At 47.6% G+C, this 23,945-nt stretch carries 27 protein-coding genes; 11 read left to right on the forward strand and 16 right to left on the reverse strand.

The window, feature by feature from the left end:
* Positions 1-38 precede the first annotated feature (38 nt).
* Complete coding sequence (gene fabZ, locus NYE36_RS18505) at positions 39-464, reverse strand: 3-hydroxyacyl-ACP dehydratase FabZ (protein WP_003151242.1); 426 nt, start codon at positions 462-464, stop codon at positions 39-41.
* 195 nt (positions 465-659) lie between these two features.
* On the opposite strand from fabZ, the gene NYE36_RS18510 reads away from it, so the two are divergent.
* Entirely contained in the window at positions 660-1,724 is a 1,065-nt protein-coding gene (locus tag NYE36_RS18510) for a tetratricopeptide repeat protein (protein WP_094032552.1), read from the forward strand.
* 17 nt (positions 1,725-1,741) lie between these two features.
* Here NYE36_RS18510 and NYE36_RS18515 read toward each other — a convergent pair whose 3' ends face one another.
* From NYE36_RS18515 to spoIIID, 4 genes are all read right to left on the reverse strand, one after another.
* On the reverse strand, positions 1,742-2,563 hold the full coding sequence (locus tag NYE36_RS18515) for a flagellar hook-basal body protein (RefSeq protein ID WP_012118640.1): 822 nt from the start codon (positions 2,561-2,563) through the stop codon (positions 1,742-1,744).
* A 24-nt stretch (positions 2,564-2,587) separates the two neighbouring features.
* On the reverse strand, positions 2,588-3,385 hold the full coding sequence (locus NYE36_RS18520; protein ID WP_007614310.1) for a flagellar hook-basal body protein: 798 nt from the start codon (positions 3,383-3,385) through the stop codon (positions 2,588-2,590).
* A gap of 159 nt (positions 3,386-3,544) precedes the next feature.
* On the reverse strand, positions 3,545-4,546 hold the full coding sequence (mbl, locus tag NYE36_RS18525; RefSeq protein ID WP_003151237.1) for a cell shape-determining protein Mbl: 1,002 nt from the start codon (positions 4,544-4,546) through the stop codon (positions 3,545-3,547).
* Between the two features lie 180 nt (positions 4,547-4,726).
* Positions 4,727-5,008 (reverse strand): sporulation transcriptional regulator SpoIIID, encoded by a 282-nt coding sequence (gene spoIIID / locus NYE36_RS18530; RefSeq protein WP_003151236.1) that lies wholly within the window; start codon positions 5,006-5,008, stop codon positions 4,727-4,729.
* A 331-nt stretch (positions 5,009-5,339) separates the two neighbouring features.
* On the opposite strand from spoIIID, the gene NYE36_RS18535 reads away from it, so the two are divergent.
* Together NYE36_RS18535 and NYE36_RS18540 are read left to right on the forward strand one after the other, a co-directional pair.
* Positions 5,340-5,753: a MarR family transcriptional regulator gene (locus NYE36_RS18535; protein WP_007407562.1), complete on the forward strand. Its 414-nt coding sequence runs from the start codon at positions 5,340-5,342 to the stop codon at positions 5,751-5,753.
* A gap of 24 nt (positions 5,754-5,777) precedes the next feature.
* Complete coding sequence (locus NYE36_RS18540; protein WP_012118641.1) at positions 5,778-6,974, forward strand: MFS transporter; 1,197 nt, start codon at positions 5,778-5,780, stop codon at positions 6,972-6,974.
* 35 nt (positions 6,975-7,009) lie between these two features.
* Here NYE36_RS18540 and NYE36_RS18545 read toward each other — a convergent pair whose 3' ends face one another.
* From NYE36_RS18545 to NYE36_RS18555, 3 genes are all read right to left on the reverse strand, one after another.
* Positions 7,010-8,467, reverse strand: coding sequence for an NCS1 family nucleobase:cation symporter-1 (locus NYE36_RS18545; protein ID WP_342496865.1), 1,458 nt, complete (start codon positions 8,465-8,467; stop codon positions 7,010-7,012).
* A gap of 163 nt (positions 8,468-8,630) precedes the next feature.
* Complete coding sequence (locus NYE36_RS18550) at positions 8,631-9,995, reverse strand: MFS transporter (protein ID WP_094032554.1); 1,365 nt, start codon at positions 9,993-9,995, stop codon at positions 8,631-8,633.
* A complete protein-coding gene (locus NYE36_RS18555; protein ID WP_241457729.1) occupies positions 9,992-10,558 on the reverse strand; it encodes an isochorismatase family protein in 567 nt (188 codons plus the stop codon). The genes NYE36_RS18550 and NYE36_RS18555 overlap by 4 nt, the downstream gene beginning before the upstream one ends.
* Before the next feature lie 252 nt (positions 10,559-10,810).
* Here NYE36_RS18555 and NYE36_RS18560 point away from each other — a divergent pair, with 252 nt between their 5' ends.
* Both NYE36_RS18560 and NYE36_RS18565 read left to right on the forward strand, forming a co-directional pair.
* Entirely contained in the window at positions 10,811-12,022 is a 1,212-nt protein-coding gene (locus NYE36_RS18560) for an ammonium transporter (protein WP_003151223.1), read from the forward strand.
* Positions 12,023-12,039: 17 nt separating this feature from the next.
* A complete protein-coding gene (locus NYE36_RS18565) occupies positions 12,040-12,390 on the forward strand; it encodes a P-II family nitrogen regulator (RefSeq protein WP_003151222.1) in 351 nt (116 codons plus the stop codon).
* Between the two features lie 53 nt (positions 12,391-12,443).
* On the opposite strand, the gene ftsW is transcribed toward NYE36_RS18565, so the two are convergent.
* Complete coding sequence (ftsW, locus tag NYE36_RS18570) at positions 12,444-13,598, reverse strand: putative lipid II flippase FtsW (RefSeq protein WP_007407568.1); 1,155 nt, start codon at positions 13,596-13,598, stop codon at positions 12,444-12,446.
* 164 nt (positions 13,599-13,762) lie between these two features.
* On the opposite strand from ftsW, the gene NYE36_RS18575 reads away from it, so the two are divergent.
* Complete coding sequence (locus tag NYE36_RS18575; RefSeq protein WP_007407569.1) at positions 13,763-14,338, forward strand: undecaprenyl-diphosphatase; 576 nt, start codon at positions 13,763-13,765, stop codon at positions 14,336-14,338.
* Positions 14,339-14,354: 16 nt separating this feature from the next.
* On the opposite strand, the gene NYE36_RS18580 is transcribed toward NYE36_RS18575, so the two are convergent.
* Positions 14,355-14,777: a VanZ family protein gene (locus tag NYE36_RS18580; protein WP_007407570.1), complete on the reverse strand. Its 423-nt coding sequence runs from the start codon at positions 14,775-14,777 to the stop codon at positions 14,355-14,357.
* Positions 14,778-14,868: 91 nt separating this feature from the next.
* Entirely contained in the window at positions 14,869-15,738 is an 870-nt protein-coding gene (locus NYE36_RS18585) for a M23 family metallopeptidase (protein ID WP_007407571.1), read from the reverse strand.
* 138 nt (positions 15,739-15,876) lie between these two features.
* On the opposite strand from NYE36_RS18585, the gene NYE36_RS18590 reads away from it, so the two are divergent.
* Together NYE36_RS18590 and NYE36_RS18595 are read left to right on the forward strand one after the other, a co-directional pair.
* Entirely contained in the window at positions 15,877-16,368 is a 492-nt protein-coding gene (locus NYE36_RS18590; RefSeq protein ID WP_089072492.1) for a GNAT family N-acetyltransferase, read from the forward strand.
* Positions 16,365-16,814 (forward strand): DUF5362 family protein, encoded by a 450-nt coding sequence (locus NYE36_RS18595; RefSeq protein ID WP_015418404.1) that lies wholly within the window; start codon positions 16,365-16,367, stop codon positions 16,812-16,814. The genes NYE36_RS18590 and NYE36_RS18595 overlap by 4 nt, the downstream gene beginning before the upstream one ends.
* Before the next feature lie 31 nt (positions 16,815-16,845).
* On the opposite strand, the gene NYE36_RS18600 is transcribed toward NYE36_RS18595, so the two are convergent.
* Positions 16,846-17,283 (reverse strand): DUF5392 family protein, encoded by a 438-nt coding sequence (locus tag NYE36_RS18600; protein ID WP_007614328.1) that lies wholly within the window; start codon positions 17,281-17,283, stop codon positions 16,846-16,848.
* Positions 17,284-17,503: 220 nt separating this feature from the next.
* On the opposite strand from NYE36_RS18600, the gene cls reads away from it, so the two are divergent.
* The 3 genes from cls (at position 17,504) to xynA (ending at position 20,590) form a co-directional block, all read left to right on the forward strand.
* Positions 17,504-18,952, forward strand: a complete 1,449-nt coding sequence (gene cls, locus NYE36_RS18605) for a cardiolipin synthase (RefSeq protein ID WP_007407575.1) — start codon at positions 17,504-17,506, stop codon at positions 18,950-18,952.
* 134 nt (positions 18,953-19,086) lie between these two features.
* Positions 19,087-19,473, forward strand: a complete 387-nt coding sequence (locus tag NYE36_RS18610; protein ID WP_144463855.1) for a DUF5362 family protein — start codon at positions 19,087-19,089, stop codon at positions 19,471-19,473.
* A gap of 475 nt (positions 19,474-19,948) precedes the next feature.
* Complete coding sequence (gene xynA / locus NYE36_RS18615; protein ID WP_007407578.1) at positions 19,949-20,590, forward strand: endo-1,4-beta-xylanase XynA; 642 nt, start codon at positions 19,949-19,951, stop codon at positions 20,588-20,590.
* A 330-nt stretch (positions 20,591-20,920) separates the two neighbouring features.
* On the opposite strand, the gene NYE36_RS18620 is transcribed toward xynA, so the two are convergent.
* The 4 genes from NYE36_RS18620 to ureA all read right to left on the reverse strand — a co-directional run bounded on the left by NYE36_RS18620 (position 20,921) and on the right by ureA (position 23,860).
* Complete coding sequence (locus NYE36_RS18620) at positions 20,921-21,325, reverse strand: Rrf2 family transcriptional regulator (protein WP_003151203.1); 405 nt, start codon at positions 21,323-21,325, stop codon at positions 20,921-20,923.
* A gap of 140 nt (positions 21,326-21,465) precedes the next feature.
* Positions 21,466-23,175 (reverse strand): urease subunit alpha, encoded by a 1,710-nt coding sequence (gene ureC, locus NYE36_RS18625; protein WP_007407580.1) that lies wholly within the window; start codon positions 23,173-23,175, stop codon positions 21,466-21,468.
* Positions 23,172-23,546 (reverse strand): urease subunit beta, encoded by a 375-nt coding sequence (ureB, locus tag NYE36_RS18630; protein WP_012118652.1) that lies wholly within the window; start codon positions 23,544-23,546, stop codon positions 23,172-23,174. The genes ureC and ureB overlap by 4 nt, the downstream gene beginning before the upstream one ends.
* Entirely contained in the window at positions 23,543-23,860 is a 318-nt protein-coding gene (gene ureA, locus NYE36_RS18635; RefSeq protein WP_007407581.1) for an urease subunit gamma, read from the reverse strand. The genes ureB and ureA overlap by 4 nt, the downstream gene beginning before the upstream one ends.
* Between the last annotated feature and the right edge of the window lie 85 nt (positions 23,861-23,945).

Below are 23,945 nucleotides of genomic sequence, written 5' to 3' on the forward strand. Positions count from 1 at the left end.
ATACAAAATGGGCTTTTTATAAGCCCATTTGTTTGCTTTTATTCTCCGAGCGCAAAAGTTAATTCAGCTTCACACACGAGCTCGCCGTCAACTTTGGCAACGCCTTTGCCGCGTCCGATCGTACCGCGCGCGCGGGTAATATCAACCTCAAGCTCCAGCTTGTCACCCGGTTTTACCTGCTTTTTGAAACGGCAGTTATCAATCCCCGCAAAAAATGCGAGTCTGCCCCGGTTTTCTTCTTTAATCAGCATCGCAACCGCTCCGACCTGCGCCAAAGCCTCTACGATTAATACGCCCGGCATAACAGGGTATTCAGGAAAATGGCCGTTGAAAAAATCTTCATTCGCCGTCACATTTTTATATCCCGCCGCCCGTTTTCCTTCTTCGACTTCCGTAATTCTGTCTACCAGAAGAAACGGATAGCGATGGGGAATAATTTCTTTAATTTGCTGAGTATCAAGCATTCTCTTGACATCTCCTTCATCGACAATAGTATGTATAGAAGGCATATGTGGCAACCAATCTGTACATTTGGAAGTATATTATGAATCAATTTCTTTTTCAACCGCGCTGTAAACTGTAACCAGCTGGCAATGAGCCTCGTCCATTAATGTGTTATGATAAATAAAGATTTTTACCCTATGCAAAGAGGTTGGAAGATGATTGCTAAGTTTACTGAAAAACGTACGCTGGTGATGCTGAATGAGTGGTATGACGCCATGGGAAAACGCCAATTCGATCTAGCCCGTTCCCTTCACGAACAAATCAATCAGCATCTCCCCAAATTACAAAAGAATGCAAAGCTCAAACTCAGATATCAGCTGTTTTTCGCACGGTTTCAGCTGCTGTTTGAGAAAAAAGACGGTCTGACTAAATTGTTCTGCGAGCTGAAGCGGCGCAAAGATGAGATGGATCATGAATTAACTTATTATTTCTATTTTTTCAAAGGGTTATTCCATATGGTGAATGGCGCTCCGAACCGTGCTGTCTGCCGCTTTAAAGAAGCTGAACAGTACCTGCCGGCCATTCAGGACCGTTTCGAAGCCGCTGAATTTTATTATAAAACAGCGGGTGCATATTACATGATGAAGTCGCCTGCGCTCTCCATTCAATATGTCAATAAAGCGCTGGAAATCTATCAAGGTGAATTCGGCTACATCAAAAAAACGCTCAGCTGCCGGCTGCTTCTCGCCGTGAATTACATAGACGAGGCACGCTATGAAGACGCGGAACAGCTCTTTAATGAATCCATAAAGATAACGGACCGGATCAATGACAATAACCTGCTGTGCCACGCCTATTATAATTTTGGTTTTTTAAAGACAGCCCAGAAAAAAGATAAAGAGGCCCTCCCTTTTTACAAAAAGGTATTGGGCAATCAGCGTTTCGAGAAAGAGTCTCCCGTTTCCTACCTTCATTGTGTGTATGAAGCGGTCAGAGCACTTTTTAAAACCGGATCTGCCGCCGAAGGACAAACCGTGCTGCAGAAAGGTTTATACATATCTGAAAAAGTGCAGAACAAGATTATGAAATTGAAGCTGACCGCGCTCAACATACTGTACACCGCTCAGGAGGACCCGTACGACCGATTGCAGAAGCTCGTGCTGGAGCTGCAGAAAATTGAAGCGTGGGTGGATTTGGAAGTGCTGCTTCAGGATATTACTGATTACTACAAAAAAAAGGGCGATTTTGAGAAAGCCGCATTTTTTATCATGCGCGGCTGATCAAAACGCCCCTTCTTTTATCTGACTGAGTTGATTAAGCCCAGCATTTGGTCTCCCAATGTAATCGTGCGGCTGTTCAGCTGATAGGAACGCTGAGACACGATTAAGCCGGTCATTTCTTTTGACATATCGACATTTGAACCTTCAAGCGCGCCCTGCTCCATGCCGATTGCCTGCCGGTTTGCGCCGGTAAGTTCTTCAATCGCTGAAGCCCCCGCGCCGTTTACGGAAAACAGATTATCCCCTTCCGCATGAAGCGCCTGAGGATTATTGACATTGACGATGCCGAGATTAAACGTCTGCGAACGGGTTCCCGCCTGGTCTGAAGCAGTCAGCGTTCCGGTTTTGCTGATTTTCAGCTGAGTCAGCGAACTGTCAATTTGTATGGGCTGACCGTTCTCATCGAGAATGGGATTGCCTCCCGCTGTCATCAGCTGAAGCAGCCGGTCATTTCCGCCGGCCGGCTTGAGGGAAAGTGAGCCGTCCCTTGTATACACCCGCCGTCCGTCCGCTTCTGCCTGAAGATATTGATAAGGTGATGTGAACGCGATATCAAGGTCACGGTCGGTTTTTTTGATGCTTCCCTGCCCTGAGTCCAGCTGCGGAGTCATCACCGTTCCGGCGCCGAGACGCAGGCCGGGCGGCGTTTTCCGCATGTTCGGCGAATTTTCCTTTTTGTCATCTATATGGTCATACTGCTGTCTGATCAGCTCGGAAAAGCGGGAGTCCCTCGCTTTATAGCCTGTCGTATCACTGTTTGAAAGGTTGCTGCTGACTGTATCCATCTGCTGCTGAAGCTGATGTAAGGCTGTTGAAGCCGTCAGCATTGATCTGAGCATCATAATTGAATGTCCCCCATTTTGTTACACTTTGCCGATTTCATTTGCGGCTTTATCCATGCTTTTATCGTAAGCCTGAATGACTTTCTGATTGGCTTCAAATGATCTGTATGCTTCCGTCATCTCTGTATACGTGCTCGTCACGTCCACGTTTGAAAGCTCCGAGACGCCTTGCTTTAATGAATACGAAACTTGGGGATTCGCCGCCGCGCTCGGCAGTTCAGAGCCGTCGGCCGTGCTGTATAGGTCATTGCCGTCCCGTTTCAGATTGCGCACGTCTTCTTCCATTCTGATATCAATCTGCCCCGCCGGCCGGCCGTTTGTCGTGACCGTTCCGTTTTCTGATACGGTGAATTTTTCATTGTCGACTGTAATCGGCTGTCCGTTTGTTGATAACACAAGGTTTCCGTTTATCGTAAGCTGATTGTTTTCATTTAATGAGAAAGTGCTGCTTTTTGAATAGCGGACGCCGCCTGCGGTCTGGACGGGATAAAACAGCTCGGCGTTTTCATTCGTTTCGGCATTCTTGGGAACCTGATTCTCCATAAGCGCGATATCCGTCGGCTGATCGGTCGTTTTCAGGCTTCCCTGCGTAAACAACGGTTTCAGCTCCTGCATGTATACGCCTGTGTTGACGGAGCCGATTTTCGTTTTTTTGTCGCCTTCTATTCGGCTCAGAAGCATCTCGGGAAAGGCGCGGATTGAACCTTGATCCTCTTTGTACCCTGATGTATTCGCGTTTGCGATGTTATTTGACAGCATTTCCGTTCTTCTCTGCTGTGTAATCATTGCGGACGTTGCGGTATATAATCCTTTTAACAAGTCTTCCACCTCTGAAATAGCATTATTTCCAGTTGCCTCACCGGAACATTTGTTCTATAATGAAAATCAGCATTTTTTCTTATTATCGGATTTACATTCCCGTTCGTGAAGGGTTTGACAGAAAAAAACCCCATTCTTTTTCAGAATGAGGTTTTATCATCAGCTCAGTTTGCGTTTCGGAAGCTTGTCCATGTTATCCAGCATGACGCCGGTTCCGACCGCAACACAATCCATCGGGTTCTCAGCGACAAGAACAGGCACCCTCAGCTCTTCGGCAAGAAGCTGGTCAAGCCCGTTTAACAGCGCTCCCCCGCCGGTAATGATAACGCCGCGGTCGATGATGTCAGCGGACAATTCAGGCGGTGTTCTTTCAAGAACCTGCTTGGCGGCCTGCACAATGACGGCAACTGATTCACGGAGGGCTTCTTCTACTTCTTTGCTGTTTACTGTAATCGTTCTCGGCAGACCGGAAACCATGTCACGGCCGCGGATGGTGATTTCTTCATGACGTGCGTCTGGGAAAACCGTTGCGACCTTCACCTTAATATCTTCAGCGGTACGTTCACCGATCAGCAGCTTATACTCGCGTTTGATATAATTTAAGATTTCCATGTCAAACTTGTCCCCAGCCATCTTAATAGAAGAGGAGGTGACAATATCGCCCATAGAAATAACTGCGATATCTGTCGTACCGCCTCCGATGTCAACAACCATGTTACCGCTCGGCTGGAAGATTTCCATACCCGCGCCGATAGCGGCAACTTTCGGTTCTTCTTCAAGGTACACATGCTTTCCGCCGCTTTTTTCAGCTGCTTCTTTAATCGCTTTTTGCTCAACGGATGTAATATTCGTCGGGCAGCAGATCAGCATGCGCGGTTTTGAGAAAAGTCCTTTTACATTCAGCTTATTAATGAAATGTTTCAGCATGGCTTCTGTTACTTCGAAGTCTGCGATTACGCCGTCTTTCAGCGGACGGATCGCAACAATATTCCCAGGTGTACGTCCAACCATTCGTCTGGCTTCTTCACCGACAGCCAGCACTTTGCCGCTGTTTTTATCAAGTGCCACAACGGAAGGCTCATTCAGAACAATTCCTTTTCCTTTTACATGGATCAGTACATTTGCAGTACCGAGGTCAATTCCAATATCCCTTGCAAACATCTATTTATATCCTCCTTGATATCTGTTTCACAGTAAAATATCCACATTGTGCCCTAATTATATATATTATCATAATTTATCAAAAAAAAGCTGCTGAACGATATAAGTTCTTGACAAAATTTTGCGGATATTCGCGAAACCGCCCGGGAGGAGAAAAAAGGGCCCGGCAGACGTCAGGCGCTACGGCTGCTGAACGGGCTCCCCTTCAAGAATTTCATCCTTCTTGTACTTTAATTTCGTCGCCTCTCCCCCTCTTAAATGTCTGATGGATTTATGATAATCGAGTATTTCTTTTACTTCATTCGCCAAGTCAGGATTGATTTCAGGCAGGCGCTCTGTCAGATCTTTGTGTACGGTACTTTTGGAAACACCAAACTCTTTCGCAATGACACGAACGGTTTTTTTCGTCTCCACGATATACTTGCCAATCTTGATTGTTCGCTCTTTGATGTAATCGTGCACACCACTCGACCTCCCCAGTTGGATGTGAGAAGTGTGAAATGAGATCCGTATTCTGTAACAGATTCACTGATGATGCAGCTTCTTCGTTGTCCGATTATATAAGAAGGTTTTAGAAATATGCCCACGATCCCTCACCTCAAACACTCTCTTTGATAGGTTTGTAACAGTGTATTAGCAATGAATTGGGAATATGCTAAAAACTCAATAAGGACAAGGGGCGGGTCATAATTTTCTGCTTTTTGGTCGGGGGGTTTACATCCGCGTGATCCTGCTGTAGAATGAAACAGCACAATTAGTTACTTAGGTAAGTTTTTTGAAAAGGAGAACGGAAATGATCCACGTCAACAGACGCCTCATTCACCAAATCAATCAATGCGCCCGCCTGATTACGAAGAAAGCCAATGAACGGCTGGAACCATTCGGCCTGTACTCCTCTCAATGGTCAATCCTATATTGCTTAAAAACGATCGGACCGATGACCCAAAAAGAAATCTGGTCCTATCTGAACGTAGAGGCGCCGACCGTTACCAGAACGATCAAACGCCTTGAAGAAAACGGCTGGATTCAGCGGGAACAGGGAGAAGACAAGCGGGAAAAGCTCGTCGTCCTGACGAAGGAAGCTGAATTGAAATACGACAGCATCAATCAAGAGATGCTGAAGTTCGAGGAAGACATGCTTGCGGATTTCCAAGATGGAGATAAGGAAGCTTTTTCTGAGTTTCTGAATGTGTTTTTAACGAAATAGAAAAGAAAGGGAAGTGCTGTACTTTTGAGTAAATCTGACTCGATCTGGACCAAAGATTTTATTATGGTCGTACTCGTGAATTTATTTGTCTTTGTGTTCTTTTATACATTTTTGGCCGTGCTGCCTATCTATATGATTCAGGAGCTTGGCGGCAGTGAATCGCAAGGAGGGCTTTTGATCAGCCTGTTCCTGTTATCTGCTATTATCACCCGTCCTTTTTCAGGGGCGATTATTGAACGGTTCGGCAAGAAAAGAATGACGATTGTATCCTTGGCGCTGTTCGCCCTGTCTTCTTATCTGTATTTGCCGCTACACAATTTCTATCTGCTGCTCGGACTGCGTTTTTTCCAAGGCATCTGGTTCAGCATTTTAACGACGGTCACGGGCGCAATTGCCGCTGACATTATTCCCGCCAAGCGGCGCGGCGAGGGGCTCGGTTATTTTGCGATGTCTATGAACCTTGCCATGGCGATCGGTCCTTTTCTCGGGCTGAGTCTTGTGAAAGTCATCTCGTTCCCGGTTTTCTTTACGATTTTTGCCGTATTTGTTTCTTTAGGCTTGCTGATTGCTTTTATGATTCGTGTGCCGGATCAAAACAACAGCGGAACGACTGTCTTCCGTTTTTCTTTCTCCGACATGTTTGAAAAAGGCGCGCTTAAAATCGCGATTGTCGGGTTGTCCATTTCTTTCTGTTATTCAAGTGTGACTTCATATTTATCCGTTTATGCAAAGACGATCCACCTGTTGGATGTCAGCGGCTATTTCTTCGTCTGTTTCGCAGTGACGATGATGGCCGCCCGTCCTTTCACAGGAAAGCTGTTTGACAGAGTGGGGCCGGGAATCGTCATCTATCCGTCGATTATCGTGTTCTCCGCGGGGCTTTGCATGCTGGCGATGACAAACAGCGCCCTCATGCTTCTCTTGTCCGGTGCCGTAATCGGTCTCGGATACGGCTCTATCGTACCTTGTATGCAGACACTGGCGATTCAGAACTCGCCCGGACACCGTTCAGGCTTTGCGACGGCTACCTTCTTCACTTTCTTTGACAGCGGGATTGCCGGCGGATCCTATGTATTCGGCCTCTTTGTCGCTTCGGCCGGATTCCATTCGATTTATCTGGCAGCGGGGCTGTTCGTCCTGATTGCTTTACTCCTGTATGGCTGGAGCCAGAAAAAAAGAACGCCGCTTGAAGCGGACGGAAACGTTTCAATCGCAGACTGATATGACAAAAAGCCGGGGGCAGCCCCCGGCTTTTTTTATTCGGCCGCTCTTTCCCACGCGATTCGTCCCGCCGCTTTTGCATAAGGAGGATGAATATACATAAGCGCCGTATAACCGAGACATGACAAAATGACACCCGCAAACCAGGAGATATCATAGATGCCGGCGAACGCCGGGACGTACATCCCGATTAAAGAAATAAACGCGCCGAGAAAGGTCGCGGCAAAGGCCCGGTAATTATAGCCTTTGTAATAAGTGTACTGTCCGGTCTCCGAATAAAGGTCTTCAACTGAGAGCTGCCTTTTTCTTATGATAAAATAATCAGCCATCATCACCCCGGCCACCGGTCCGAGCATCCCGCCGATGAGCCCGAGAAACGCATAAACATTCGTGGCGCTCTCCATCAGCTTCCACGGTATTGTGAACAGGGCCAAAACGGCGGCCAGATACCCTCCCCTCCTGAATGTAATATATTTCGGCAGGACATTCGCCAAGTCATAGGCCGGTGACACGATGTTTGCCGCCACGTTAACCGAGACGGCGGCGATGCAAAGTGTGATGACCGAAAGAGCGATAACGAAAGGATTATCAAACCGGGCCAAAATCTCCACCACATCCCAAATCGGTTCTCCGAATGCTACTTGTGATCCGGATGTCACCGTGATGCTTGCAAACGCGAACAGCGCAAACGTTCCCGGCAGCCCGTAAAACTGGCCGCGAATCTGTTCTTTTTGCGACGCGGCGAACCGGGTGAAGTCAGGGATATTCAGAATCAGCGTCGCCCATATTCCGATAATGCCCGTCACTCCGGCGGCAAACGGCCAAAACGTTTCAGAAAAGGTGTGGAACTTTCCCGGCTGTGAGTAAATCGGTCCGAGTCCGCCGGCAATATCTATCGCCCACCAGACCATGCCGCCGAAGACGAGATAAACAAGCGGGCCCGCCCACACTTCAAATTTTTTGATCGATTCCATGCCGTGCCGCAGCACAAGCAGATGAATGCCCCAAAAGAAAATGAACGACAGAAAACCCGGCAGATGAAGCCCGAGTATATTCCAATCTCCGCCGAGACTCCCCCAGCCCGGCCATATGTTCAAAAGCAGAATGTGCAAAGCCGTGCTCCCGGCAAATGTTTGAATTCCGAGCCACATGATGGCTGTAAACGCCCTGAGAAGCGCCGGAATGTTAGCCCCGTATATTCCGTAAGAAGCCCTGATAATGACCGGAAAAGGCAGTCCGTATTTCGTTCCGGCATGGCCGTTCAAGGCCAAAGCGGCGGCGAACAAAATGAGTGACGCCGTCACGATAATGGCGAGCACCTGCCACGGAGAAAGGCCGATCGCAATGAGCCCGCCCACAGTCGCGTAGGTCGGGATATTATGAATACAACCCATCCAGATGGATGCAAAATTCACCGCTTTCCATGTCCGTTCGCCGTCTTCTAAAGGCAGTAAATCTTTATTGCTTAGCCGATCACTCGTTGTTTTTTTCATTTTCTCCCTCCCGCATGTGCGTTTTCCTTACATCACATGTGAAAAAATATAACTGAAAATTCCATAAATAACATTGGTCGCTGTCGACAATAATCGTTTTGATTTTTGAGCACATTACACAAAAAAAGAGACGGGGAGAGCCCGTCTCTTTTTGTTGCGCCTGTTAAGAGGCTTTTTTGAGGAGAACCGAAAACCGGAACGCCATCAAAAGGCTTACAGCGCCGACAACGATAAGAATCGTCCCAAGCATATGAAAATGGCCGGCGGTAATTTCTTTTCCGAAAAGAATGCCCAAAATGACAGAAGACAAAATCGAACCGAGATACCGGCAGGTCTGAAACAGGCCGGACGTTGTTCCGACCATGTCGGCGGGGCTCGTTGTCAGCATGGCCGCCTGAAACGTGACATTTCCGAAGCCGTAGCCGACACCCAGCACGGACAGGATCAGCCCTTTTCCTATCATGGGCGCCTGAAGAAAGAAAAACGTTAACAGTACCGCCCCGATCACGGTCAGGCAGGTTCCGGCAACAATCGGCTGAAGAAGCCCTTTCTTATCTATCCATTTTCCGGTCAGAGGCGACACCAGAATACTCATGCCCGACATAAACAGCATAATCAACCCGCTTGTCTGAACGGACAAATGCATTTCATCCTGAAAATAGCTCGGAAGCCCGAAAAAGATGCAGTAAAAGAATATATTCAGCAAAATAAATTGAATATACACCGACGATAGTTTCCGATGCGTTTTAAACAGCCTGACATCAATAAACGGCTTCTCCGTTTTCAGCTCGCGCCAGATAAACAGCCCGACAAACAAAAGCCCGAATACGCCTTCTGTATAGTGAGGCTTCGTACTGAAGGACAATAAAAACGACAGGAGAAGGATAATCGCTCCGGCAAACAGGAGTATCCCGATCGTATCAAGCTGGCGGAGCACGCCTTTCAAGCCGCCGATCTCGCGTTTTTCATCTTTCGGAAACATATACATTCCGAGAAAAAAGCTGAGAATGATAAACGGCAGATTGACGAAAAAGATTGCCGGCCACCCTCCCCAAACGATCAGAAAACCGCCGAGAGTCGGACCGAGCGCCGTCATGGCTGATGCAAAGATTGACAGGACGGCCAGCGCCGAAGCCTGCTTCTCCTGTATATTTGAACGGATCAATCCGACGCCGGACGGATATATCGCGCTGCTTCCGATCGACTGAAACAATCTCATAATTAACAAAGTCATAAAAGTCGGCGCAAACGGCGCGCCGACCGCTGAGACGGCAACAAGCAGAAGCCCGATCAAAAACAGCTTCTTCCTGCCGAGCATATCACCGAGCTTCCCGGTAACAGGCTGCGCCACCGCGCTGGCCAGATAAAAGGACGATATCAGCCAGGACACCGTTGTAAACGACAGGTGAAATTCATGCTGAATACTGTGAAGCGCAAGAGAAATCATCGACGAGTTCAATGGGTTCAGCATCGTCCCCGAAGCCACGGCTGTCAAGAACAGGACGCGGCTTTTTTTGGAGATTGTCATTTTGTCTGTGTGATAAATTCTTCCGTCGTCCGGCTTCTGCCGATTTTCGGGAAGATAAACTTGAGTGTCGCTTCGTGCTGTTCATCGCTGAATGTCGCCATCGCGTCAGTTACGAAAACTTGCTGATACCCAAGCTGAAAAGCTTCTCGCGCCGTGCTTTCCACACCGATGTTTGTCGCAATCCCGCATAACACAATCGTGTCGATTCCCCGTCTTCTGAGCTGAAGGTCCAGGTCCGTGCCGAAAAACGCGCCCCACTGCCGTTTTGTTACCGTATAATCGTTTTCTTTCACTCCGATGTCAGGCACAAATTCAGCCCAATCCGCCGGCGGAGCCGAATGGCCCGCCGCCTCTTCATCCGTCAGCGGCTTCAGCGCATCCGCTCCGTCATGAAAATCCACGTTCACAAAGCTGATAAATCCGCCTTTTTCCCGGAACACATCAATTAATTTTTTCGCGTTCGGCACAACGGTACCGCTTTTATCCATCTGCACAATGCCTTTTTGTAAATCAATAAGGACCAAAGCCGTTTTTTCAAATTGCAGATTTAATGATGTTGTCATAATGATTCCTCCTGATGCAGTTAGTGTTTCTCACCCCGTTTATTTTACTCTTCCCCGGACAGGATTTCTTCCGCCGTGCTCCGGCGCTCTTTTTATGGATATAAAGTCGCACGGCACCCATTTGAAAAAACAGTATTATGAATGCAAAAAACCATGTCAGATAACCTTACACGAAAATGTTTTATCGTTCTTTTTTCTCTATAATAATGAATTAATCACAATTACATTCTGAATGAGACGGAGGAATACAACATGCAGATGGGCGATACAGTATTTATGTTCTTTTGCGCTTTACTCGTGTGGCTGATGACCCCCGGGCTGGCTTTGTTTTACGGCGGAATGGTAAAAAGCAAAAACGTGCTCAGCACGGCGATGCATAGTTTTTCTTCTCTCGCCATCGTATCCGTCGTTTGGGTTTTGTACGGATATTCACTTGCTTTTGCCCCCGGCAATACATGGCTTGGCGGGATTGAATGGGCCGGGCTGAAGGGGGTCGGCTTTGAACCCGGAAGTTACAGTGATACGATCCCGCATTCCTTGTTCATGATGTTCCAAATGACGTTTGCCGTACTGACGACGGCCATTATTTCCGGAGCATTTGCTGAACGCATGAGATTCAGTGCTTTTCTTGTATTTTCCTTTTTGTGGGCTTCCCTCGTATATACGCCCGTTGCGCACTGGGTATGGGGCGGCGGCTGGATCGGCCAAATGGGCGCTCTTGACTTCGCAGGCGGAAACGTCGTCCACATTTCTTCCGGAGTCGCCGGGCTTGTGCTGGCGATTGTGCTCGGGAAACGCAAGGACGGCACGGCGGCTTCGCCTCACAACTTAATTTACACGTTCTTGGGCGGAGCGCTCATCTGGTTCGGATGGTTCGGCTTCAATGTCGGCAGCGCCCTCACGCTTGACAGTATCGCGATGTTTGCCTTCATTAACACAAACACCGCGGCTGCAGCCGGAATTATCGGCTGGATTTTAATCGAATGGATGCTGAATAAAAAACCGACCATGCTGGGTGCTGTATCGGGCGCAATCGCCGGGCTTGTCGCCATTACGCCGGCTGCCGGGTTCGTTACGCCGTTCTCTTCCATCGTGATCGGGTTCATTGGCGGGCTTGTCTGCTTTTGGGGCGTTTATTGGCTCAAAAAGACTTTCGGTTATGATGATGCGCTTGACGCTTTCGGCCTGCATGGGATCGGCGGGACATGGGGCGGCATCGCGACCGGTTTATTCGCCACCACTTCCGTCAATGACGGCGGGGCAAACGGGCTGTTTTACGGCGATCCGGGACTGCTCTGGAAGCAGATTGCGGCCATTGCGGCAACCTATGTATTTGTATTTATTGTCACTTTCGTTATCATTAAAATTGTAGGTCTGTTCATTCCCCTGCGCGCCAGTGAAGAAGAAGAGTCACTTGGGCTTGATTTAACGATGCACGGGGAAAAAGCATATCAGGACTTATAAAGTGAGGAGTGGCTTAGATGAGCGGTCAAATGTTCAAGGTAGAAATCGTTACGCGTCCGGCTAAGTTTGAAACATTGAAACAGGAACTCGGTAAAATCGGAGTCACATCGCTGACCTTCTCCAACGTACACGGCTGCGGCCTTCAAAAAGCCCACACCGAACTGTACCGCGGAGTCAAAATTGAGAGCAATGTGTATGAACGGCTGAAAGTGGAAATCGTTGTCAGCAAGGTCCCCGTTGATCAAGTCGTGGAAACGGCGAAGAAAGTGCTGAAAACGGGAGAGCCCGGAGACGGCAAAATATTCGTCTATGAAATCGGAAACACGATTAATATCCGCACCGGAGAAGAAGGACCAGGAGCTTTATAAACAGGCAGAACGCCCGGAGACAGAAATGTCCCGGGCGTTTTTTTCCAGCTTCATTAAAAAGAAGAAACCTTTTTTTCATGCGGGACAGGCCGCTTATGCCGTACGGGTTGTTTTTTCGCATATGTACTGATATTGACCAGTATGCCGCACAAAAACAGCGTCATAATTAATGAAGAACCGCCGTAGCTGATAAACGGAAGAGGCACACCCGTAACCGGGAGAAGTCCGCTCATCGCTCCCAAATTCAATACAACCTGAAACATTAATTGAAACGTAATTCCGATGGCAAGAAGCTTCCCGAACGGGTCATCAGCCCGCACGGCCGTTTTTACGCCGAGAAGCATTAACGCAAAATATAATCCCAAAACGATCAGAACACCGAATATCCCCAGCTCTTCGCTGATCACGGCCATAATGAAATCGGTATGCGCCTCAGGCAGATAGTTCATTTTTTCAACACTGTTTCCAAGCCCTCTTCCGAAAAACCCGCCTCCGGAAATAGCAAAATAGGATTGAATCAGCTGATAGCCGTCCCCATTCGCGTCACCAAACGGATTGGTAAAGGAAACGAGGCGCTTCACACGATAGGAAGCGGAAAATGCGAGATAAACAACCCCCGACACCGCCGTCGCGCCGAGCACGAACAGATGGCGCTTTTTCAAGCCGGCACATAATAAAATCGACCCGCACGCCGCCAGGATTAAGGAAGCCGTCCCTAAATCAGGCTCCGCCAATGTCAGCAGAAAAGCAGTTCCCAAAATCACTAAAGGCGGCAGAACCCCTTTCACAAATTGATGAATGTACGGCTGCTTTTTCGTATAAATCGAAGCGAAATACAAAATCATCGCGATCTTCGCCAATTCAGACGGCTGTACGACAAGCGGGCCCGCTCCCAGCCACCTGCGGGAAAAATTCCGCTCCAGCCCGATTCCCGGTATCAATACGAGCAGCAGCAATACCAGCGAACCGACCACAAACAGCGGTACAAGCCGCGCATACCGCTTATACGGCAGACAGGCGGCAAATAGAAATAAGCATAATCCGATCAGTAAAGAGGCACTCTGCTTATGGAAGAAATAGGATGGATCTCCGTACCGCTGAGACCCCATCACATCACTGGCGCTGTACACCATTAACAAGCCGAATCCGCAAAGCAGCATAATGACAAACACAAGCGGCAGATCGGCGTTTTTCAAACGTTTCAGCAACGGACAAAACTCCTTCGGCTATTCTTTTCCCGCATACTTGACGCACAGTAATACAGTCACGTTTCATTCTGTTTACTTTTTTATGATTATTTTTAATACCAATTGTGTCTCATAGAAAAAAGCATTACACTGTTCATATAAAATAAAGATAAAAGGTGATATTTGTGAATTACGAACTATTTAAAGCGATCAATGGTTTGTCGCACCATAGTGCCATTCTCGACTCTATCATGGTATTTATTACGGAATACGCCATTTACGCCTACGCCCTTTTCCTGCTTGCCATGTGGCTGTTCGGAAGCACAAAAGGCAGACAAAACGCCCTGTACGCGGGCTTCACGGGTGTTGCAGCGCTTATCGTCAACTACCTCATCACGAAAGTCTATGTCGAGCCGCGCCCCTTTGTCGAACATACGGTTCATACGCTGATCCCTCATGCCGCGGATGCTTCATTTCCGAGTGACCATACGACAGGCGCTTTGGCGATTTCAATTGCGATTCTGTTCCGCAACAAAAAACTCGGCTGGCCGCTTGTGATTTTCGGCCTTTTGACCGGCTTCTCAAGAATTTGGGTCGGCCACCATTATCCGATCGATGTGCTCGGAAGCATTATCGTTTCCCTCATTGTCGGATTCCTGCTGTTCAGATTTTCAAATGTGCTTCGTCCGATTGTCGATCTGATCGTGCGAATCTATGAAAGTATCGTTCATAAAAGCAAATCGACAAACCATAATATATAAAAAAAGCCGGCGTCTGTCACAGACTGCCGGTTTTTGTATGTTTGGCTGTATGCTTTTTCCTTTGTAAAGCACAGAATGCGGCAATGCCGAGACTGTCAATCAGCACATCGCGAAGGCATCCGTTTCTGCCGAAAAAGAGCTGGACGATTTCTGTCAGGAAAGCGGCGGCCAATGCATACAGCACCGCCCTCTTCATGCGCCTGCGCTCTCTGAAAAACAAATAGGCTAGCACAAAAAATGAAAACGCGTGCCCGAGCTTTTGAATCGCCGCTTCCGGTATGGCGAGCTCCGCCATATCGAACACAAAGAAACCGGACACATCCGGATGCGGCGTGAAACGGAAGGACACCGTCTGCGACACAATCATATCGTGAAAGCTTTCAGTCAAAGCCGAAACGAAAACAAAGACGAGCCACCCGGCCGCCAGACATTTATTCATTCAGCATCTCCTTCGTTTTCTACTAGTATAAAGGCACATGCGGCAATATGAAAAGCGCCTATCTGAGCTGATAGGCGCTTTGGGATCAAGATTACTTGCCCGAATCTTTCATTGAGCCGTCATCTTTACCATCTGTCTTGTCTTTTGTGCCGTCCTCTTTGTCACCTGGTTTTTCTTCGGTTTCTTTTTTAGGCGTCACATCTTTTTTCTCGGAAGACTGCTGAATTGACCCTTCCGTTTCTTCTGTCACAGCGTTTTTCTCTTCAGCCGCCGCTTTTTCAATAGATGTTACCGGCTTGTCCATAAAATTGAGCGGGTTCATCGCTACGCCGTCCTTGCGGATTTCAAAGTGCACGTGATTTCCGCTTTCTTCACTGTAAAGATTTTTTCCGGATTTACCGATAACCTGGTTCTGCTTTACTTTGTCGCCCTGATCCACGCTGACTTCAGATAAAGACTGATAGACAGTAGACAGGCCGTCTGAGTGTTCAATTTCAACCACATATCCCAGTACCGGGTCTTTAGCAGCTTTAACAACCGTACCGCTCAGAGAAGCAGAAACATCAAATGATTTTCCGTCTTTCTCAGCTAAGTCAATTCCTTTACTGAGGCTGTACGTGTTATTATAGTTAACAAGTGCTGCTTCTTTCTCTTTTTTTGCGGCATCAGTTTCATAAAACTTTTTCACAACAGAAACATTTTCAGAATGAGCAGCCGGCATTGCGACGTTTTCCATTGACTTGCCTACTTCGACGGCATCGTCTTTGCCGCTGTCATACGCAGAGTTTCCGCCGTTGTTCGTCAGATTGTCCTTCACATCATTCGAAACGGATTGATACCAAAGGACAGCTGTTAAAATGACGGCCGCACTGACTAAGTAGATTGCAGGGAATATCCAGCGTTTGCGAAAAAACCGCTGAAGTTTTTTGACTTGAGAAGTTTTCTTTTCTTCCTCTCTCATTTGTTCATCACCTCAGCAACATTCTGAACACTTTTCTGAAAATATATACACATCCATAAAAAACTTTTTTGGAAATAGTATGTGCAGATTGCACTTGATTATGTAATAAAATGTGAAGGGAGATCCCGGAATATGAATTTGACCCTGCGCAAAGCCGTATTGGAGGATTTAGATGCGGTGGTGGCCATATACAACTCGACGATTGCCTCACGAATGGTAACGGCTGATACGGAAGAAGTGACGCCCGAAGACCGGATGGATTGGTTTCTGCGGCACACGGACCGGCGCCCGCTGATGGTCGCGGAAGATGAAACCGGCAAAGTGGCGGCCTGGATCAGCTTTGAAACGTTTTACGGCCGTCCGGCCTATGACAAAACGGCGGAGATCAGCATCTATCTGCATCAGGATTGCCGCGGCAAAGGAGCAGGAAGCTTTCTGCTGAAAGAAGCCCTGGCACTCGCTCCGGCAATCGGCATCCGCAGCCTGATGGCTTTTATCTTCGGACATAATGTGCCGAGCATTAAGCTGTTTGAAAAATTCGGTTTTACCGAATGGGGCGTATTCCCGGGTATCGCCGAAATGGACGGAAAACGATATGACTTGAACATTTTAGGGAGAGAACTGTCATGATCACCATCGATAAAGAGAAAGACGAAAACCAGCCGCTCAATAAAAAAGCCCGTTCCCTTGCCGACATCGCCAAATGGGGAAAGATCACCGCCGTGTTTCTGATCATCACGGGCTCTCTTTCCGCTCTGTCAGCCATTGTGACGCTGCTCGGAGCCATTCCGGGGGTTCTGCTCATCATTTCCGGCGTCATGCTGATGCGCTCGGCAAAAGCGGCTGCCGCACTTCAGGAAGGACTAGAAGAAAACGCGGAAGAAAATATGCTTGCACATTACGCGTCATTTATCAAAATGCAGTTTTTTTATGCGGCATCCAGTGTGGTATTGGGCATTCTCGCTTTTATTTTAGTCGTCATCTTCGCTGTCATCGGAATTATCGCTTATCACAGCACTGATACGTATGACACGCCTGATTCATATTACTATGAGAACGACCCGGTGTTTGAATGACAAAAAGAGCTGATCGCGCGTCAGCTCTTTTTTAATAAAGCATTTCTTTTTTCCGGTCTTCTTCCGTTAAAAATTCAATAAAGCTCTTCATCGCAGACGGCTCCTCGGCAATCAGCCGGGTATAGGCGCTTTTCCGTTCCTCGGACAGAATATCGCTTTTTCTGATTCTGTTCAGCATATAAAGGCGGATCGTTTTTTGCACCTGTTTCCGCTGATAGCCGGCTTCCTTAAAAAACGCAAGACCCAGAGCCGCAAGGAGGGCAAAAATGCCGGCCGATACGAGAGCTCCTCTCCCGGAAGGGGCCTGAATCAAAAGCGATGCCAGATGAAACAGACTAAAAGCGGCGAGCGGGAAAGCAAGAAAACGGTAAATGATGCTTTTTTTCATCAGCGGCGCGATGGCGATTTGTATTTTCTGAATTTCTTTTTTTATGAATCCCGGCAATTGTTCCGCATGCTCCAGCTTCATGCCCTCTCCCCTTTGCTGTCATTTTTGTCTTCTTTTTCATATATGCATATTTTACCGCACCCGGAACTTTCTTTGAAAGAAAACTGCATTCATCTTTGATTCCGGCTCTTTATTCTTTCAAAATGTCAATGTTATAATTTGAAATGGGAATCAGATTGCTGCACTTGTCGGAATACTAATGGGCACAGTCTTGATAAATATGATATAGCGGGGTTGCAAAGTGAGCATTTCATTTATTTTATTCGGATTTTTTTTCGTTTTAAATATACTTTTGGCCGTCATCATGATTTTCAAAGAAAGACGCGATGCCAGCGCTTCATGGGCTTGGCTCTTGGTTCTTTTTTTTATTCCCATTTTAGGGTTTATTTTATACCTGTTATTCGGCCATAACCTGAGACGCAAGCATCTGTTTCAGTGGGAAGACCGTAAAAAAATCGGGATTGAAAAGCTGCTGAAGTCTCAGCTGAAGGATCTGAAGTCGAGGCAATTCCAATTTAACAACAGGGCGACTGTGGATAATAAAGACCTCATCTATATGCTTGTCATGAACAACCACGCAGTCTTTACAGAGGATAATTCGGTGGAGATTTTGACGGACGGGCGCGATAAGTTCAAACGCTTAATGAAGGACATTTCCAACGCAAAAGATCACATTCACCTTCAATACTATATTTATAAAGGTGATGAACTGGGAAAAAAATTGCGCGATGCCTTAGTGAAAAAAGCACGCGAAGGCGTAAAAGTCAGAGTGTTATATGATGAACTCGGTTCAAGATCACTCAGAAAAAAATTCTTCAAACCGCTGCGGGACGCCGGCGGCCATGTGGAAGTCTTTTTTCCTTCCAGGCTTCGTCCGATTAATTTGCGGCTCAATTACCGGAATCACCGCAAGCTCGTCATCATTGACGGCGAAACCGGCTATGTCGGCGGCTTTAACGTCGGAGATGAGTATCTCGGCCTGAATCCGAAATTCGGCTACTGGCGCGATACGCACCTCAGGCTTCAAGGCACGGCGGTACACGCCATTCAGACACGGTTTATCCTCGATTGGAACCAAGCCTCCCATCATCATACGCTCACATACGTTCCGAATCATTTTCCGGAATGCGAGCCGAAGGGCAATGTCGGGATGCAGATTGTCACGAGCGGACCGGACTCAGAATGGGAACAAATTAAAAACGGCTATATCAAGATGATCTCAACGGCCAAACGGTCAATCCTGATTCAGACGCCTTACTTTATTCCTGACTCAAGTCTTTTAGATGCCCTCAGGATCGCCTGTCTGTCAGGCATCGACGTCAAAATCATGATTCCGAACAAGCCGGATCACGCTTTCGTTTACTGGGCGACTTTATCTTACATCGGCGATCTTTTGAAAGCCGGAGCCTCAGTCTACATTTACGATAACGGCTTTATTCATGCAAAAACGATTGTCGTCGATGATGAGACGGCTTCAGTCGGTACGGCGAATATCGACGTCAGAAGCTTCAGACTTAATTTTGAAGTCAACGCCTTTATTTATGACGTCACCATTGCGAAAAAACTCATTTCCTCATTTAAAGAAGATCTGCTCGTCTCCAGAAAATATACGTATGAAGAATATCAGGAGCGTTCGCTGCGGATCCGCATTAAAGAATCGATTTCAAGACTTCTTTCGCCGATTTTGTAATTCCCGGGGTGTTTCTCGGGAATTTTCTGATACAAAACGGACACGGCACGAAAAAACACATTTTATATTCAAAAGAATGACCCAATAGTGTATAAATGAAAAGTGAGTATTTTTTTGTAAAGGAGTGCCATAGTTTGAAACCTGAATCAGTGAATCGTTCGCTTATTGCTATTTCAAAATGGGGAAAAGCGACAGGTATTTTATTTATTATCGTGGGTGCGTTTGCGGCGCTGTCGGGCGCGTTTTTCTTTTTAATCGGAGCCATTCCCGGCGTTCTGCAGATCATTGCCGGCATTTTTCTGATGCGCTCGGCAAATGAAGCGGGACAGATGGCGGAGCAGTTCAATGAACTGACAGAGGAACATATGCTGGAGAATTATGCAAAGTTCGTGAAAATGCAGGGGATCTACCTGATTGTGACGGTCGGCTTGTCCGTTCTCGGTATCGTTCTCTTCATTGTCCTCATGACGCTCGGCATCGTGGACGGCGTGTTTAATAATATTGATGCCAATACATATTAAAAAGGAAAATCCCGGCGCATCCGCCCGGGATTTTTTCTTATTCCGCTTCTTCGATAACGGGAAAGTTTTTCTGCTCTGGATTTGCCAATACGGCGATGGCATAATAGCGCAGCTGAGACGCTGTCTGCAGATATTCTTTCAGACATTCCGGCTTCAGCCAGACGTGTCGCCGTCACATCAAAAAAACTTTTCCTCAGAGTTTCAACTGAAATCACTCAATTGTTCGACTGTTCCTGATCAGGTTTAGAAGCAAGAATTGTGATTCTGCAAAATAAGGATAAAAGCCCTGATGGAACAAGACCACTTATCATACAGTTTTTTGGGTCTTTGTAATTAAATTACAATTGTTCTTAATATTCACTCATGTATTCATGCTATTATATTGAAAGGAACGATCAAAAGCGTTGGCGTTCGTTAAATATTTACGAGTGCTGCCTCATGTAAAAGTCAGAAAAAATAGTATAGGAGGTAACATATGTTTAAGTTTAAAAAGAAATTCTTAGTTGGATTAACGGCTGCTTTCATGAGTATCAGCATGTTTTCGGCAACCGCCTCTGCAGCTGGCACAGATTACTGGCAAAATTGGACTGATGGGGGCGGAACAGTCAACGCTGTCAATGGATCTGGCGGGAATTACAGTGTTAATTGGTCTAATACCGGAAATTTCGTTGTTGGTAAAGGCTGGACTACAGGCTCGCCATTTAGAACAATAAACTATAATGCCGGAGTTTGGGCGCCGAATGGCAATGGATATTTGACTTTATATGGCTGGACGAGAGCACCTCTCATCGAATATTATGTAGTGGATTCATGGGGTACTTACAGACCTACCGGAACGTATAAAGGTACTGTAAAGAGTGATGGAGGTACATATGACATATATACAACAACACGTTATAACGCACCTTCCATTGATGGCGATAACACTACTTTTACGCAGTACTGGAGTGTTCGCCAGTCGAAGAGACCGACCGGAAGCAACGCTGCAATCACTTTCAGCAATCATGTTAACGCATGGAAGAGCCATGGAATGAATCTGGGCAGTAATTGGGCTTATCAAGTCTTAGCGACAGAAGGATATAAAAGCAGCGGAAGTTCTAATGTAACAGTGTGGTAACAGCTCATCTTTAATTAGGGGCAGCTAACGGGCTGCTGATCGTTCCTAGAGAAATTTTATAATCATTGTTAAGAGGCGAACGGTTTTGGCATTGCCGGAGGCAGGATATCATTTTTTGTTTAACTTGCTCACAGCTGACACCTTCACATAAGTCTTAAGCAAAATAAAAATATCCCGGCAACCGCCTCCTTTAGTTTCGGAGGATTTCTTCATTAAACAGATCGCAATCCGCATCCAGGCGTGTCTGAATATGGAGCCAAAACCGTGATTTCCTCATTATAACTTGTAACCATTTTTATTACACCTATAGCAGCATGAACCCATCTCTTTTTAACAAAAGAGATGATTCATTACATCATAAAGGGACTTGCTCGCAAGTTCATTCTCCATTGCCCGCTGTACGCTTCCGAACGTCTCATCGAGCGCGCGCTGAATATTTTTTCCGACCGGACAGTCGGGGTTCGGATTGTCGTGAACCGCAAAAAGCTCTTCCTTATTCTGCACCGCCCTGTAAACCTCTAAGAGGGTGATCTCCGACGGATCTTTTTTCAGGCTGGCTCCCGGAACACCCGCCCGGGATGTCAGAATACCCGCTTTTTTCAGCTGGCTGATCGTTCTCCGCACGACGACGGGATTGGTGTTTACGCTGCCCGCAATCATATCCGATGACGCCCGTTCATCCGTTGAGATCAGCGATAGAATGTGAATGGCCACAGCAAGACGGCTGTTAATCATGTTTTTCACCACCGTTGTAACCGCAATAGTTACATTTCATTTGTTTGTCAACTACTAATATACACTAAAACGGGCGGCAGGATGAAATCAAGTTGGCAATAGAGGGTAAACAGGCCGGCGGGAAACCGGCCGAAGAGGGATTAAAATAAGAAATAACGCTGTCCGAGCGGAACATAGCTGACGGGCTGGCATGCCAGCTCTTCTCCGTCGGCGAACACCTGATAAGTTTTCGGATCGACTTGTATATTCGGCATCGCGTCATTCAGCTTCATGTCGAGCTTACTCAGCTTACGGATATTCCGTACGGGAGAAATCATTTTTTCAAGGCCGAGCTTTTCCGGCACACCGTTTGCGATACCGGCCTGGGACATAAATGTAATAGAAGTATTTCGGTTTGCTTTACCGTATGATGCGTACATCTGCCGCATAAACACGGGCTCAGGCGTCGGAATGGAAGCATTCGGATCTCCCATCTGGGCGCGGGCGATCATGCCGCCTTTGAGCACAAGTTCAGGTTTGACGCCGAAGAAAACCGGGTCCCATAGTACAAGGTCGGCGAGCTTTCCTTTTTCAACGGAACCGACTTCATGGCTCAGGCCGTGAGTGACGGCCGGGTTGATCGTGTATTTGGCGATATAGCGTTTGGCGCGCACATTGTCATTGCCGTTTTCTCCTGATAGAGCGCCGCGCTGTTTTTTCATTTTATCGGCAACCTGCCATGTCCGGATAATCACTTCTCCCACCCTGCCCATCGCCTGCGAGTCAGATGACGTCATGCTGATCGCGCCGATATCGTGCAGAATATCCTCCGCCGCAATGGTGGCCGCTCTGATGCGTGAATGACTGAACGCCACGTCTTCAGGCACTTTTGAATCTAAATGATGGCAGACCATCATCATATCAAGATGCTCGTCCATCGTGTTGACGGTATACGGAATCGTCGGCGTTGTAGAGGACGGCAGGATATTGGCGTAAGATGCGAGTTTCATAATATCCGGTGCGTGGCCTCCGCCGGCTCCCTCTATGTGATATGTATGGATAACCCGGTCGCCGATCGCATCAAGCGTATTTTCTAAAAAGCCCGCTTCATTTATCGTGTCTGTATGGATCGCCACCTGAATGTCCGCCTCATCCGCTGCTTCCATGCAAGCTTTAATGGCGCTTGGCGTTGATCCCCAATCTTCATGCAGCTTCAGGCCGATCGCGCCTGCTTCCACCTGCTCGATCAGCGGCGCTTTATCGGATGCATTCCCTTTTCCTAAGAAACCGACGTTGATCGGAAACTCCTCGGCCGCTTCCAGCATTCTCGACATGTACCATGCACCGGATGTACAAGTCGTCGCTTTACTTCCCGTCGCAGGACCCGTTCCGCCGCCGAGAAGCGTGGTCACGCCTGAAGAAAGCGCGACTTCCATCTGCTGCGGGCAGATAAAGTGGATATGCGTATCCACCCCGCCGGCCGTTACGATTTTCCCTTCGCCGGAAATAACTTCTGTTCCGGCACCGATAATCATGTGCGGGTCCACCCCATCCATAATATCAGGGTTGCCGCTTTTTCCGACGCCGACAATCCGGCCGTCCTTCACCCCGATATCCGCCTTGACGATTCCGGTATAATCCAGGATAACCGCGTTTGTAATGACCAGATCAAGCGCTCCGTCTTTCCCGGTGATACGCCCGTTCTGCCCCATGCCGTCCCGGATTGTTTTCCCTCCGCCGAAAATCATTTCTTCACCGTAATTCGTGAAATCTTTTTCGACTTCAATCCATAAATCCGTATCTCCGAGTCTGACTTTGTCTCCCGTTGTCGGTCCGAACAGTTCTGCGTATTGCTCACGTGACATTTTCATCGGATCGCCTCCTCCATCCATCCGGCTTTTTTAAGATTTGACAGAGTCTTCTCTTTTCCCCGCTCATCCATATACGTATCGGCCATGCCGTTGAGACCTCTGACCGTTTTTCGCCCTCCGATTTCCACGAGCGTGACGGTTTTCTCTTCTCCCGGTTCAAAACGGACAGATGTGCCTGACGGGATATCAAGGCGCATGCCGATTGCTTTGTCCCGATTGAAGGAAAGGGCGCCGTTGGCTTCGGCAAAATGAAAATGCGATCCTACCTGCACTGACCGTGTTCCGTTATTGGTGACTGACACCTCCAGCGTCTTCCGGCCTTCGTTAATGGTGATGATCCCCTTTGCGACTTGAATCGCTCCCGGCTTCATGACTTCACCTCCGCTTTGATCGGCTGATGAACGGTGACAAGCTTAACCCCGTCCGGGAACGTCGCTTCCACCTGAATGCTGTCCAGCATTTCCGGAACGCCTTCCATAACATCTTTTTCCGTCAATACATTGCGGCCGGATTCCATCAGCTCAGCAACGCTTTTTCCGTCTCTCGCGCCTTCCATCAGATAACAGGTCAAATATGCGGCGGCTTCGGGATAATTCAGCAGAACGCCGCGCGCCTTCCGCTGCTTAGCGAGCTCTCCCGCCGTAAAAATAAGCAATTTTTCTTGCTCAACCGGTGTCAGTTTCATCTGTATTCCCCCTTAGTGATAGTCAAACACAATCCGCATGGTCATACCGAAACGATGCAGGCGGCCGTCACCCCCTTCACCTCAT

It is taken from the genome of Bacillus sp. FSL R5-0593, assembly GCF_038603755.1.
GTDB classification, from domain to species: Bacteria; Bacillota; Bacilli; order Bacillales; family Bacillaceae; genus Bacillus; species Bacillus velezensis.

Bases quoted from the DNA above. Each gene is read 5' to 3' on its own strand.
- NYE36_RS18565 (WP_003151222.1), top strand. From the start codon at position 12,040: ATGAGCGGTCAAATGTTCAAGGTAGAAATCGTTACGCGTCCGGCTAAG.
- ureA (WP_007407581.1), bottom strand. From the start codon at position 23,860: ATGAAACTGACACCGGTTGAGCAAGAAAAATTGCTTATTTTTACGGCG.
- ureC (WP_007407580.1), bottom strand. From the start codon at position 23,175: ATGAAAATGTCACGTGAGCAATACGCAGAACTGTTCGGACCGACAACG.
- NYE36_RS18560 (WP_003151223.1), top strand. From the start codon at position 10,811: ATGCAGATGGGCGATACAGTATTTATGTTCTTTTGCGCTTTACTCGTG.
- NYE36_RS18535 (WP_007407562.1), top strand. From the start codon at position 5,340: ATGATCCACGTCAACAGACGCCTCATTCACCAAATCAATCAATGCGCC.
- NYE36_RS18600 (WP_007614328.1), bottom strand. From the start codon at position 17,283: ATGAAGCTGGAGCATGCGGAACAATTGCCGGGATTCATAAAAAAAGAA.
- NYE36_RS18580 (WP_007407570.1), bottom strand. From the start codon at position 14,777: ATGAATAAATGTCTGGCGGCCGGGTGGCTCGTCTTTGTTTTCGTTTCG.
- mbl (WP_003151237.1), bottom strand. From the start codon at position 4,546: ATGTTTGCAAGGGATATTGGAATTGACCTCGGTACTGCAAATGTACTG.
- xynA (WP_007407578.1), top strand. From the start codon at position 19,949: ATGTTTAAGTTTAAAAAGAAATTCTTAGTTGGATTAACGGCTGCTTTC.
- NYE36_RS18550 (WP_094032554.1), bottom strand. From the start codon at position 9,995: ATGACAATCTCCAAAAAAAGCCGCGTCCTGTTCTTGACAGCCGTGGCT.
- NYE36_RS18595 (WP_015418404.1), top strand. From the start codon at position 16,365: ATGATCACCATCGATAAAGAGAAAGACGAAAACCAGCCGCTCAATAAA.
- NYE36_RS18545 (WP_342496865.1), bottom strand. From the start codon at position 8,467: ATGAAAAAAACAACGAGTGATCGGCTAAGCAATAAAGATTTACTGCCT.
- NYE36_RS18515 (WP_012118640.1), bottom strand. From the start codon at position 2,563: ATGCTCAGATCAATGCTGACGGCTTCAACAGCCTTACATCAGCTTCAG.
- NYE36_RS18510 (WP_094032552.1), top strand. From the start codon at position 660: ATGATTGCTAAGTTTACTGAAAAACGTACGCTGGTGATGCTGAATGAG.
- fabZ (WP_003151242.1), bottom strand. From the start codon at position 464: ATGCTTGATACTCAGCAAATTAAAGAAATTATTCCCCATCGCTATCCG.
- NYE36_RS18585 (WP_007407571.1), bottom strand. From the start codon at position 15,738: ATGAGAGAGGAAGAAAAGAAAACTTCTCAAGTCAAAAAACTTCAGCGG.
- NYE36_RS18620 (WP_003151203.1), bottom strand. From the start codon at position 21,325: ATGATTAACAGCCGTCTTGCTGTGGCCATTCACATTCTATCGCTGATC.
- ureB (WP_012118652.1), bottom strand. From the start codon at position 23,546: ATGAAGCCGGGAGCGATTCAAGTCGCAAAGGGGATCATCACCATTAAC.
- NYE36_RS18555 (WP_241457729.1), bottom strand. From the start codon at position 10,558: ATGACAACATCATTAAATCTGCAATTTGAAAAAACGGCTTTGGTCCTT.